This window comes from Actinokineospora auranticolor (assembly GCF_041897805.1).
Classification (GTDB): domain Bacteria; phylum Actinomycetota; class Actinomycetes; order Mycobacteriales; family Pseudonocardiaceae; genus Actinokineospora; species Actinokineospora auranticolor.
In genome coordinates this window covers 4674614-4687545 of sequence record NZ_CP154825.1, presented here as the reverse complement: position 1 = coordinate 4687545, position 12932 = coordinate 4674614, and the positions used below count along the sequence as shown (strand labels likewise).

The window sequence follows — 12932 nt, the reverse complement described above, 5'->3', positions numbered from 1 at the left end:
GACGCCTCCCGGGTCAGTCGTTCAGCGGTAAGCGCGGGACGCCCGCGGCGGTGAAGCCCAGGACCTGCGCGTAGAAGGACAGCTCCGCCTCCAGGGCGCGGCGGATCGACTCGGCGCGGCGGAACACGTGCTGCTCACCGGGGAACACCAGGTACGCGTGCGGGATGCCGCGCCCGTCGATGGCCGCCAGCAGCCGCTCGCACTGGATCGGCGGGCACACCTCGTCCTCGTCGCCCTGCAACAGCAGCAGCGGCGCGTCGAGCCGGTCCGCCCGGTTGACGGGGGAACGCTCCACATAGGTCTGCTTGGCCTCCGGCAGCGGCCCGACGAGCCCGTCGAGGTAGCGCGACTCCATGTCGTGGGTCTCGCCCGTGGCCCAGCCCAGCAGGTCCAGCACGGGGTAGTACGCGGTGCCGCAGCGGTAGGTCGACACCGAGGTCAGCGACGCGCAGGTGGTCCACCCGCCCGCCGACCCGCCGCGCACCACGAGCCGGTCGCGGTCGACGAGCCCCTCGTCGGCCAACGCGGTCGCGACCAGCGCGCAGTCGCGCACGTCGAGCACGCCCCACTGGCCGTTGAGCCGCTCCCGGTACGCGCGGCCCAGGCCGGTCGAGCCCGCGTAGTCCACCGCCGCGACCGCGAAGCCGCGCGAGGTGAAGAACGTGACCTCCGGGTCGAGCGCGTCGATGCTCCGACCGGTCGGGCCACCGTGCGCGGTGACCAGCAGCGGCGGCAACTCGTCGTCCGGGGCGGTCGCGGTGGGGTTGCGGGGCGGGTAGACGATGGCGTGCACGGCGGTGCCGTCGGGCGCGGTGAACTCGCGGTGCCGCGGCTGTGGCAGCCACTCCGACCCCGGCGGGGTCCAGCGCGGTGCGGACAGTTCGGTGAGCCCGCCGCTGTCCGGATCCACCCGCACCACGGTCGCCTGGTTGTTCGGCCCCGCCGCGACCCCGGCGAGGACGGTGCCGTTGGAGACCAGGCCGCTCCACACGGTGTGCGGGGTCTCCACGTGCCGGACGTGACCGGTGCGCGGGTCCAGGACGACCAGCCGCGAACCGTGCGTCCGCTCGCCGTCGCGCTCGTGCCACCCGACCGCCAGCAGCGCGATCCGCCCGTCCGCCAACGGCGCGCCCCAGCTCAGCCCCGGCTTCCACAGCGCGCCGCCGATCTCCTGCTCGACGGTCCACAGTGGAGTGCGGGTGCCGTCGAGCCCGATCCGGTGCGCGTTCCACCAGCCGTCCGGGTCGGTCAGCACGGTCAGTTCCGCGCGGCCGGTCCACCACAGCTGGCAGACCGACTCGGTCGGGCCGCCCGCCAGCACCCGGTGCTCACCGACGGTCGTGCCGCGCACCGGCGCCACGCACAGTTCGGTGCCGTCCCACGGCATCGCCGGGTGGTCCCAGCCGATCCACGCCACGTGCCGCTTGTCCGGCGACACCTTGGGGCCGCTGAGGAACCGGTGGCTGGCGGCGAGCACGCGCACGGCGTCCCAGTCCGCCGCGGCGGCCCCCGAGGTCGGCACGGCCACCAGGTCGCGGCGCACGTCGGTGGGGGAGGGGCCGGTGATCGTCTCGCGCAGGCACCACACCTCGGCGCCGACGATCACCGGGTCCGCGTACCGGACCCCGGCCGGGATCTCCGGCTCCGGCGTCAGCGGAACCGGTTCGGCGCGCGGGATGCCCAGGTACAGCCGCTGGTCGGCCCAGTTGGTGAACACGAACCGGACCCCGTCGGAGTGCACGGCGAACGGTCGCGCACCGTACTCGTGCACCCGGTTGCGCACGTTCCACCCCGGACCGAGCACGTCCTCCGCGCCACGGCCGGGAGTCCACCGGACGATGGTCGACCGGCCGCCCTCGGTGGGCCGGAACTCCGCCCACCAGATCTGCTCGCCCGCCGCGGCCACCCACTGCTCCATCAGCCAGCGCGGCTCGCCGCCCGCCGCGGCCACGTCGGCCGCGGCCAGCGGTGAGTCCCAGGCGCCGTACTGCTCAGACTGCCGCTGCTCGGACATCCCAACCCTCCCGGAGTTCGGTGAGCACGATCCGGGCGGGCGCAGTGGCCCCCCGGTCGACGAGGACGGCCCCCGGACCGGCCGGGGTGTAGCCGGTGCCGCGCGCGTCGAGCACGGCGGCGGCCGCCCGCGCGTCGGGCACCGCGAGGGCCACGGTCCACAGGCCCTCGCGGGTGGCGGTGGTCAGGTCGATGGGCAGCAGCCGCACGCCGACCCCGTCGGGCAGGGTCCAGCAGGCGCAGTGCCCGGGCTCGGCGACCGGTGGGCCGCCGAGCAGCCGCGCGTAGCGGCGGGTGGCCGCGTCGAGGTCCGCGACGGCCACGTCGAGCCGCGCGACTCCCAGCACGTCCGGTGCCGGGCCGTGCGACGGCGGGTCTTCCCTGGGTGGTGGGGTGCCGTCCCCGTACTCGATCAGGGACGGCAGGCGCCCGGTGCGGAACTCCTCGCCGTGCCCCGCCACCGCCCAGGAGCGGTAGCTGCCGTCGGGGCGCACCGCCCGGCCGCCGACCGGCCGGGCGATGGACAGGCCCGCGCGGCGGACCTGCTGCCAGGTGGTGCGCAGGTCCTTCGCGGTGAGCACGAAGGCCAGCCAGCCGCCGCCGTCGCGGTCGAGCAACTCGAGGATGCGGCGACCCGCGTCGACCGCCGCGGCCTCCGCCGGGTCCGCGACGGTGATCAGCTCCAGGTAGCCGGAGCGCAGGTCCAGCACCGCGTTCGCGGTACCCCAGCCGGGGTGGCGGCCACCCCGGCGGACGTGCAGGCCGAGCGCGCCGGTCAGCGCGGCGGCGGCGGTGTCGAGGTCGCGCACCGCGAGCATCGCGTGGTCCAGGCCGGTGATGGGCATCGGCGCCGCCCCCGGCCTAGCCTGCCAGCTCGGCGAGCTGGTCGTCGGTGAGGTCGGCGAGCAGCGCGCACACGGCCAGCACCTGCTCGGCGTCGGCCGGGTCGGCCACCAGCGCCGCGGCGATCCGCGCCACCGTGGGCTGGGTGAACACCACCCGCAGCGACAGCTCGACGCCGAACAGCTCCCGGAGCCGGGCCACCACCTTCGTCGCGATGATCGAGTTCCCGCCGAGCCGGAAGAAGTGGTCACCGCGACCGACCGCGGCCAGCCCCAGCAGCTCGCACCAGATGGCCGCCACGGCCTCCTCGACCGGGCCCTCGGGCGGGCCGCTGATCTCCTCGACCACGGCCAGACCGGAGCCGGACGCGGTCAGCGCCAGCCGGTCGACCTTGCCGTTGCCGGTCAGCGGCAGCTCGTCGAGCACCCGGATGGTGGCGGGCACCAGGTAGTCGGGCAGCCGGGCCGCCAGGTGGGCGCGCAGCTCGGCCGGGTCCGGCTCGTCGCCGGACGCGGTCGCGAACGCCACCAGCCGGGTCGTGGCCCGGGTCTTGCCCGCCGCGACCACCACCGCGCGCTCCACCGCCGGGTGCTCGGCCAGCACGGCCTCGACCTCGCCGAGCTCGATCCGGTGCCCCTGGATCTTCACCTGGAAGTCCGCGCGGCCCAGGATCTCGATCGACCCGTCGGGCAGGTAGCGGCCCAGGTCGCCCGAGGCGTAAACCCGGGGCTCCTCGCCGGGCAGCGCGAAGAACTGAGCCTCGGTGCGGTCGCGGTCGCGCCAGTAGCCGCGCGCCAGACCGACCTGGCTGGCGATGTGGATCTCACCGGGCACCCACGTCGGCCGGTGCTGCCGGTGCGCGTCGAGGACGTGGTAGCGCTGGTTGGCCATCGGTTTGCCGTAGGGGATGCTCGGCAGCGACTGGTCGACCTCGCCGAGCGGGTTGACCACCGACCAGACGCAGGACTCGGTCGGGCCGCCGGAGGCGATCACCCGCACCCCCGGCGCCACGGCGCGCAGGCGGTCCGGCAGGGACACCGGGATCCAGTCACCGGCCAGGACGACCGTGCGCAGCGGCGCCAGCGGGTTCGGCAGGTTCTCGCCCTCGGCGTAGCCGACCAGGATCTCCACCAGCGTCGGCACCGAGTTCCAGAATGTCACGCCCTCGGTGCGGACCAGGTCGGCCCAGCGCTCCGGGTCGGGGTTCTCCGACGGCTCCGGGATGACCACGGTGCCACCGGCGGCGATCATGCCGAACACGTCGTAGACGGACAGGTCGAAGTGCAGCCCCGACACCGCCATGCACTTGTCGTTCGGGCCGATGCCGTGGCGGGCGTTGGCGTCGAGGATGGTGTTCGCCACGCCCCGGTGGTCGACCATGACGCCCTTGGGCTTGCCGGTCGACCCCGAGGTGTAGATGACGTACGCGAGGTCGGTCGGGGTCTGCGCGGGCGGCAGGGGCGTGGTGGGCGCGTCGGCGAAGTCGGTGTCGACCCGCAGCACGCGGATCCCCTCCGGCCACTCGACGTCCACGGTGGACTGGGTCAGCGCGGTGGTGACCCGGCCGTGGTCGAGCAGGTAGCGCAGCCGCTCGGCGGGCACCCCAGCATCGATCGGCAGGTACGCCGCGCCCGAGGCCAGCACGCCGTGCGCGGCCACGATCTGCTCCCAGCCCTTGCGCGTCACGACCGCGACGAGCTCGTCCGGCCGGGCGCCGCCGTCCCGCAGTACGTGCCCGACCTGGTTGACCCGCCGCGACAGCTCCGCGTAGGAGAGCCGGGTCTCGCCGAACACGACCGCCGTGGCGTCCGGCCGGGACGCCGCGTGCTCGGCGACCGCGGTGTGCAGCAGCAGCTCCGGCCACTCGACGGCGGTGTCGTTGGCCGCCGCGCGGGCCGCGAGCTGGTGCGCGGGCACCACGGGGAACCGGGCCAGGTCCCAGGCGTCCTCCTCGTCCACCAGCCGCTCGACCAGGTCGACGTACGCGCCGAACATGTCGGCCAGCAGCCCGTCGGGGAACGCCTCGTCGACGGAGTCCCAGCTGAACGCCAGCGCGCCGGACACCTCCGACACCTGCACGTCCAGCGTGACCTGCGGGGTCTGGGTGCTGGTGTAGATGGCCTCGCCGAGCGCGGTGTGGAAGGCGCGCGGCGGTTGGCCGAGCAGGCTCGTGACGACGATCGGGAACGCCGCGTGCGAGGCGACCCCCGCGCGGGTGGCCATCTCGCGCATCACCCGCACACCGCCGAAGTGCCGATGCTCCAGGTCGGCCAGCAGCTGCGTCTGCACGGACCGCGCGCGGTCGGCGAAGGTGCCGTCGACCTTGTCCACGGCCAGCAGCGAGGTGGTGGTGAAGTCGCCGATCATCCGGTCGATGTCCGGGTGCACGGCGAGCCGGTTGAACAGCGGGAAGTTGATGGTGAACCGGTCGGCCGCGCTCCACGCCCGCAGCACCTCGGCCAGGATCGCGACCACGATGCCCGACGGGGTCACCGACTCGGCGGTGGCCCGCTCCTTGAGCGCGGCCCAGCGCGGCGCGGACACGGTGTGCTCGCGGCGGGTGAACCTGGACCGCGCGGGCGGCGGCGTGAGCGCCTTGGGCAGCTCCGGCGCGGGCGGCAGGTCGTCGACCCGCGACAGCCAGTAGTCCTTGGCCCGCCGGTAGTCCTCAGTGGACTCCAGCTCGCCCTCGACGGAGACCACGTAGTCGCGGAACCGCAACCCGATCGGCGGCAGCTGGACGTCCGGGTCCTCGTAGTAGGCGACCAGGTCCGGGACCAGCACCTGGAAGTAGCTCCACGCGTCGATGATCAGCAGGTCCAGCCCGAGGTGGACGCGGCCACGACCACCCGGCAGCCGGGTGACCCGCACGTCCCACAGCGGGTACGTGTCGGCGGGCAGCACGAGGTGCGCCAGCTGCTCGCGCAGCTCCTCCGCGCGGGCCTGGGCCCGCGCCTCGGGCAGCTCCCGCAGGTCCAGCACCGGGATCCGGTGCGCGGGCGGGTTCTCGATGACCTGCTGCGTGCCGTCCGGCCGGATGACGGTGCGCAGCGAGTCGTGCCGGTCCAGCACCTTCTGCCACGCGGTGAGGAACCGGTCGACGTCGAGGTCCGGGCTCTCCCACTCCCAGTAGCCGTGGCAGCCGACGCTGCCGAGCTCGACCGCGTCGCTGCGGCCCACCCAGTACGCCTGCTGCGTGTCGGTCAGCGCGAACGGCGTGAACCGGTTCGCCTCGTCGGCCACCGGCGCGGACGCCGACGGCGGCTTGGGCAGCGCCTGCCGGTCCAGCTTGCCGTTGGCCAGCCGGGGCAGCTTGTCCAGCGCGATCAGCAACGTCGGCACCTGGTGCTCGGGCAGCCGCTGCCGCAGGTTCGCCAGCACCGGCTCCGGCGCCCACGCGGCGGGGTCGCTGGGGACCACGTAACCCACCAGCTGACCACCACCCGCGCCCGCGCAGGCCAGCACCGCGACCTCGCGGACCTCGCGGCGAGCCGCCAGCGCGGCCTCCACGCGGCTGATCTCCACCAGCACGCCGCGCACCCAGGTCTGCGCGTCCTGGCGGCCGATGACCTCCAGCCGCCCGTCCGGGCGCCAGCGGCCCAGGTCGCCGGTGCGGAACAGCACCTCGCCCGGCTCCTCGGGCAGCGGGTTGGTGACGAACCGCTCCGAGGTGCGCGCGGGCTGGTTCAGGTAGCCGTCGCACAGGCCCGCGCCGCCGACGTAGATCTCGCCGACCGCCGCGACCGGCACGGGCGCGAGGTGCTCGTCGAGCAGGTAGACGCGGGAGTTGGCGACCGGTCGTCCGACCGTCGGCACGCCGGTGTGCTCGCCCGCGGTCGCGGACGTCTCGCGCTCGCCGGTCACCGCGTCGTAGCCGGAGGTGGCGACGGTGACCTCGGTGGCGCCGTAGGAAATGGCGACCTCGAACGGCAGCGGCGCGGCGGGCCAGGACCGCACGGGCTCGCCCAGCACGATCATGAACCGCAGCGCGGCGGACGCGGGCCAGTGCAGCGCGCACACCCGCTGCGCGAAGGAGGTGACCAGCAGCGTGTGGGTGACCTTGCGGGCCAGCAGCCAGTCGCGCACCCGGGCCGGGGAGCTGGTGGTGACCGCGTCGGCGACGTGCAGCCGGGCACCGGCGGCCAGGAACGGCATCCACTCCATGCGGCCGATGGCGAACCCGGGGGAGGACATCCATGTGCCGCTCGACTCCGCCGTGATGTCGTAGGCCTCGACCATCCAGTTCATCAGGTTCACCAGCGAGTGGTGCGTGCCGCGCGCGCCCTTGGGCAGGCCGGTGGAACCGGAGGTGTAAACGATGTGGCTGAGGTCGTCGAGCCCGGTGACCACCCCGGGGTGCGTGGCCGGTCGCGCGGCGACGCGGTCGGCGTCGGAGTCGACGTGCACGACGGCCGGTCGGTAGGCGCCTTCCTTGGCGGTGCGCACCGAACGCAGCCGACCGACCAGACCCGAGTCGGTGACCACGGCGACCGGCGCGGCGTCGCGGATCATGTAGGCGGTCCACTCGTCGTCGTCGGCCGGGTCCAGCGGCACGACCGCGGCACCGGTGCGCAGCGCGGCGAGCGTGGCGACGACGGCGTCCGCCGAGCGCTCCAGGAACACGCCGACGTGCGTGCCGGGGGCGGCGCCGTGCGCGGCGAGGTCGTGGGCGAGGCGGTTGCTCGCAGCGTCCAGCTCGGCGTAGGTGAGTGTCGTGGTGCGGTAGGCGACGGCGGGGGAGTCCGGGTGCGACAGTGCCAGATCGGCTACGCGGCGCTCGAAGGTGCGCTGGTCGGCGTAATCGCGGGTGGTGGCGTTGAAACCCACCAGGACGCGCTCGCGCTCGGCGGGCGGCAGCATCTCCAGCAGCCCGATGGGCCGGTCGGGGTCGGCGTGCACGGCGGCGGTCAGCTGTGCCAGGTGCTCGGCGATGCGCACCGCGCGGTCCTCGTCGAGCACGGCGGCGTCGTAGCCCAGGCGCACCTTGGTCGACGCGGTGTCGACCAGCAGCGACAGGCGCGCGCCGGACCACGGGCGCGGGTCGTCGGCGAGCACGACGCCCGCGCTGAACGGCGTGGCGTGCGGGCGGGTCGGGTGGAACAGGGTGGTGAAGTCGGCCAGGGACAGGCCGGGTAAGTCGGGGCGGGACCGGGCGGCCACCGCGGCGGTGAACGTCTCGTGGCCGGTCAACGCCAACCGGTGCGCGACCGCGGTCTGACCGTCCGGGGTCCCGATGACCACCTCGTGCTGGCCGGAGAACCGGTGCAGCAGCACCGCGAACGCGACCAGCCACCCGTCGACGGGGTCCGAGCCCGCGCCCGACACGAGCCCGACCACCTCCCGCGCCACCGGCACCGCCACCTCGGCGGCCTGGTAGGGCTCGTCGAGCACGGGGCGGTCCGTCGGCAGGTCGAGCACGGCGGGGGCGCCCGCGAGGTGGGTGCGCCACGCGGCCACGGCGCGCCGGTCGGGTTCGGGTTGTCCTGCTGGGCGGTCTCCCGCGGGTAGCGAGATCGGCATATCGGGCTCCCATCCGGGGACTTGTCAAGCGAAAGCGACGCGCTCGGCAAGCTATGGAGACGGGGTTAGCCAGGGGTTACGGACCACCGGGCCGGATAACCGACCGCGAACCCCCGCGCGGACCATGGCCTCTCATGTCCGCGACCAGAAGGCATTCGGTGTTCCTGCCCGCGAACCAGGTGTGGCTGCACGCGGCCGTGTGGCGGGGGCCGGGCCAGGAGCTGCCCCCTTTGCTTGTGCTGCACGGGATCTGGGAGTCCTGGCGCACCTTCGCCCCGCTCGCGGGCGCACTGGCCGGACACCGCGCGGTGTACTGCCTCGACCTGCGCGGCCACGGCCTGTCCGACCGACCCGATCGGGGTTACCGGTTCACCGATTACGCCGCCGACGTCCTCGCCCTGGTCGACGGCCTGTCCTCGCGGTTCGGCGAGACAGACCTCTTAGGACACTCCCTGGGCGCCAACGTCGCCCTGTACGCCGCCGCCGAAGGCCACCCAGCCCTGGGGCGCGTCGTGGTGGTGGACCCCCCGATCCTCCTCGACGACGACTGGGCCGCGGTGCGGGCGGACATGCGGCGGAGCTGGGAGCTGGCCCGCGCGCCGCTGGCGGACATCGTCGCGGACCTGGGCCGCGGCTCCCGCCGCGACCCCACCTGGCTCCGGATGATCGCGGCGGCCCTGTCCGACACCGCCGACGGGGTATTCGCGGCGATGGTGGAGGGAGAACAGGGAGCGGTCGACTGGCCTTCCCTGCTGGCACCGGTCACCGCACCGGTGCTGGCGGTCGCCCCGGACCCGACCGTGCCGGGCGGCCTGCTCGTGGGAGATCGCCTGGCCGTGTTCCACCGGTCCCTGCCGCACGCCGAGATCACCCGAATCACGGGCGCGGGCCACCACGTCGAGGTCGACCGACCCGACGAACTCCGCTGCGCGGTCGACCGCTTCCTGTCGGCCGACCGCCCAGGCCGACTGTCGGGTGCCGCGTGACCACTCAGGTCGCGCGGCGGCGTCGGTAAGGATCGAGTAGTGGTTCACGCGCGCGGCGAGCCTCCTCGGCACATGGTTCACCGCGCCCACTGCTCGCGCGGGCCTACTCGGCTCCCCGCAGTCTCGCCGTCCACGTGGCCACTTCGGCGAGGGTGCTGTCGCCGTTGGACTGTGCGGCGGCTAGGCGCTTAGGGACGCGGGTCAGCTGGGCCCACTGGGCCCAGTTGAGGATGAGGACCCGCAGGTCCAGGTCGGCCAGGGCGTCGATGTCGTCGACCTCCGCCTCGGACAGGTCCAGGCGGACGAGGGAGGCGGGCAGGTCGGTGGCCCGCACGCGCACGCCCCGGACCGTGAGGTCCCACAGCGCGCGGTGGTCTTTCAGGAGGGTCAGGTCGGCCTCGGTGGCCTGCAACGACAGGGACTCCAGCCCCGGCGGCAGCCACACCGTCACCCGGCCCGCCCGGTTGACGTACAGCTCGCGCAGGCGGGGTGTGGCGGACAGGGCGGTGAGGTCGAGGTCGGTGGCCTCGATCAGGTAGAGCTGTTGGACGTCCGCGGCGGGCAGTTCCGCGAGCACGTCGGTGAGCGCGCGGTCGCCGACGAGGTGCGACGGCTGGTACCACTGGTTCGCCGGGGCGAGGACGGCACCGAGGTGGCCGGGGGAGGGGTGCTCCCGGTTCACGCGGTCCGCGCGGACGGCCTCAACCACCGACCGCAGCAGGGCGGTGACGGACTCGGCCACGTACTCCACCGTGCCCTCCACGCCCCGCCCGGCCACCAGGAGCTGACCGGAGCGTCCCTCCGGACCCGGGTCGAGGTCGGCGACCAAGGCCAGACCGGCGCCGTCGCGACCGATCTCGACCCACCAGTCGTCGCGGAAGAGCCGCCGGACGTGGCCCGCCGGTCCGGTCTCGCAGGCGGTTCGGTTCTCGGTGAACACCCCGTCTCGGTCGTAGTCGCCGACGCCGCGGGTGTCGTACTCGTACTGGTCGACCACGTCGTCGAGGTCCAATAGGCTGTAGCGGCCCAGCAGGCCGAGTTCCCGGTGGTCCGCGCCGACGAGCCGGTACAGCGCCCGGACGTCCTCGGGCAACCGCGCCCCCAGTGCCGCCTCGGTGGTCCGCAACTCCTCCTCCGTGACGGCCCTGCCGAACTCCGGTGGCCGCCCCTTGACCCGGTCGTACTGCGCGGCGAACTCGTCGACGAGCGCCTGGATCTCGCGGAGCGCCACGGGATCGGTGGGCGCGTCGGTCGGGGTCGCGGCCTCGGGGCGCGGCATCCCGGGGAAGGGGCGGTTGGGGTAGGTGTAGTCCGGGTCGAGGACGACCTGGGGCGGGGAGATCGTCCACAGGTCGAAGGTGTGGTCGAAGGTGCCGTTGCCGTCGGCGTCGAGCGTCACCTGCATGGTCAGGCGCCGCGAGTCGCCGGGCGCGCGCAGTTCGCGTTCGAGGTTCCGCAGGACGTCGGTGTCCAGACCGGCGATGTACCCGTGGGGCGAGTGGGGGAACCAGCCGAACCGGTGGGGACCCCCGGCGTTCACCACCTGCCACACGTGCGGCTTCGGGCCTCCCTCGGCGTGCTCGGCGACGATCCGCACCAGCTCGTTGATCAATTCCTCGCGTTTCCCCGTCACGCCCGGCAGCCTCCCACGCCCCACCGACAACGGGGCGGGCGACGGCTCTTGCGCGCGCGGCACCCGCGGACCGGCCTTTAAGGTTGCCGCGTGAATGGCGTTCAGCTCCTGCTCATCGTCGGCATCGGGATCGCGGTCACCGCCGTGGCCCGCAAGCACCGCGTCGAACCGGGCTGGCTGATCGTGGTGCTCGCCGCGGGCGCGTCGTTCATCCCGGGCGTGCCGCGGTTGGAGTTGGAGAGCGAGTTGATCCTCGCGCTCGTCGTGCCGCCGCTGCTCTACTCGGCGACCCGCGGCGCCTCGCTGGCCCGGTTCGGGGCGAACCTGCGGGCGATCATCTACCTCGGCGTCGTCACCGTCGTGCTCACGGCGGGTGTGCTGGGGCTGCTCTCGTCGCTGTTGTTGCCGTCGATCGGACTGGCCGCCGCGTTCGTGCTCGGCAGCGTGCTCGCCCCGCCGGACACCATCACCACGGTCTCCCACGGCGACGAGATCGGCCTGCCCAGCCGCGCGACGTCGATCCTGACCGGGGAGAGCCTGGTCAACGACGCGACCGCGTTGACGTTGTTCAGCATCGCGGTGGCGGCGGTCAACGGGGCGCACGCCACCTGGCTCGGCGGGGTCGGCGAGTTCTTCCGCACCGCCTTCACCGGGCTCGGCATCGGCGTCGGGTTCGCCATCGTGGCCCTGCTGATCCGCAAGAAGCTCGGCAACCCGACGCTGGAGACCGCGTTGGTGCTGCTGCTGCCGTTCACCGCGTTCCTCACCGCCGAGCAGGCCCACGCCTCCGGCATCCTCGCCGTGGTCGCCGCCGCGTTCTTCCTCAGCATCAACCTCGCGCTGGACCCGAAGCACCAGTACCCGGGCGGCTACCGGACCCGGTTGCAGGAGGAGAGCGTCTGGCGGGTCATGGACTTCCTGCTGGAGACGTTCGTCTTCGCCTACATCGGACTGCGGCTGCGGTTCGTGCTCGAGGACCTCGGCGCCCAGGAACCCGGTGTCGTCCCGACGCTGGTCGCGGCCGGTGTGCTGCTCGTGGCGGCGATCGTGTTCCGCGTCGTCGCGGTCTTCGGCCTGTTCGGCCGCTGGACCCTGCGCCACCGGCGGATCGCGCGGCGCCTGCAACGCCGACCGCGCCCGCCGCGCAAGCGGGGGGACCGCAGGCGCGGCGAACCGCTGCCCCCGCCCACGGTCAAGGAGACCGCGCTCGTCGGCTGGGTCGGCATGCGCGGCATCCTCACCCTGGCCGCCGCGGCGGGCATCCCCGAGTACACCGACTCCGGCGAGCCGTTCCCCGGTCGCGCCGCGATCCAGGCGATCGCGTTGATCGTCACCCTCGGCACCCTGCTCATCCAGGGCACCACCATCGGGTGGCTGGCCCGCAAGCTCGACTTCGACCTCGACGCCGAACGGGCCGAGCAGCGGCGGCTGCGCGACATCGGCAGGCAGGTCGTCGCCGAGACCGCCGCCCAACCCGTGACCGATGTCGACGCGGCGTTCGAGGCGCAGCGCCTGGCGCTGGGCCGCGCGGTCGCGCAACGGCGGGTCACCGAGGACGTGGCCCGCGAGCTGATCGAGGAGATCGACCTGCGGCAGGCCGCCCGCCACACCGGACACGCGTAGCCCGCGCGGCCGGTGTGGCGAGGTGGTCACCCGTCCGACAGGTCGTCGCCGCCGGTGCCGTAGCGGAGGAAGAAGTCGTGCTCGCCGTCCGCGCCCCGGGCCGGGACCGTCTCCTGCGCCGTCGTCGTCCGGCTGGTCTCCACCCGCTCCGGCAGGTGCGCGAAGCGCTGCTCGCGCACCATGTGCTCGGCGTACCAGGTCGGCCAGTCCGCGTCCTCGCGACCGGTCCGCGCCTCGTGCGCGCCGTGCGCCTCGGCCGCCCGCCGCAGCGCCTGGGCCAGCTCTTCCGCCGTCCTGAACGTCACGCTCATGAC

General features: G+C 74.0%; 7 protein-coding genes. 2 read left to right on the top strand and 5 right to left on the bottom strand.

Annotated elements, in window-relative coordinates; all coding sequences use genetic code 11:
• Positions 1-13: 13 nt before the first annotated feature.
• Genes V5P93_RS20650 through V5P93_RS20640 form a run of 3 tightly spaced genes read right to left on the bottom strand, consistent with a single transcriptional unit; the run spans position 14 to position 8376 of the window.
• Positions 14-2014: a prolyl oligopeptidase family serine peptidase gene (locus V5P93_RS20650; protein ID WP_104482978.1), complete on the bottom strand. Its 2001-nt coding sequence runs from the start codon at positions 2012-2014 to the stop codon at positions 14-16.
• Positions 1992-2858: a VOC family protein gene (locus V5P93_RS20645; protein WP_104482977.1), complete on the bottom strand. Its 867-nt coding sequence runs from the start codon at positions 2856-2858 to the stop codon at positions 1992-1994. The genes V5P93_RS20650 and V5P93_RS20645 overlap by 23 nt, the downstream gene beginning before the upstream one ends.
• Positions 2859-2874: 16 nt before the next feature.
• Positions 2875-8376 (bottom strand): non-ribosomal peptide synthetase, encoded by a 5502-nt coding sequence (locus V5P93_RS20640; protein WP_146108360.1) that lies wholly within the window; start codon positions 8374-8376, stop codon positions 2875-2877.
• A 134-nt stretch (positions 8377-8510) separates the two neighbouring features.
• On the opposite strand from V5P93_RS20640, the gene V5P93_RS20635 reads away from it, so the two are divergent.
• Positions 8511-9362: an alpha/beta fold hydrolase gene (locus V5P93_RS20635; protein ID WP_181043900.1), complete on the top strand. Its 852-nt coding sequence runs from the start codon at positions 8511-8513 to the stop codon at positions 9360-9362.
• A gap of 103 nt (positions 9363-9465) precedes the next feature.
• On the opposite strand, the gene V5P93_RS20630 is transcribed toward V5P93_RS20635, so the two are convergent.
• On the bottom strand, positions 9466-10995 hold the full coding sequence (locus tag V5P93_RS20630) for an SMI1/KNR4 family protein (RefSeq protein ID WP_146108359.1): 1530 nt from the start codon (positions 10993-10995) through the stop codon (positions 9466-9468).
• 90 nt (positions 10996-11085) lie between these two features.
• Between V5P93_RS20630 and V5P93_RS20625 the strand changes: the two genes are divergently transcribed.
• Positions 11086-12618 (top strand): sodium:proton antiporter, encoded by a 1533-nt coding sequence (locus V5P93_RS20625; protein ID WP_104482973.1) that lies wholly within the window; start codon positions 11086-11088, stop codon positions 12616-12618.
• A 26-nt stretch (positions 12619-12644) separates the two neighbouring features.
• On the opposite strand, the gene V5P93_RS20620 is transcribed toward V5P93_RS20625, so the two are convergent.
• Positions 12645-12929, bottom strand: a complete 285-nt coding sequence (locus V5P93_RS20620) for a hypothetical protein (RefSeq protein ID WP_146108358.1) — start codon at positions 12927-12929, stop codon at positions 12645-12647.
• Positions 12930-12932 lie beyond the last annotated feature (3 nt).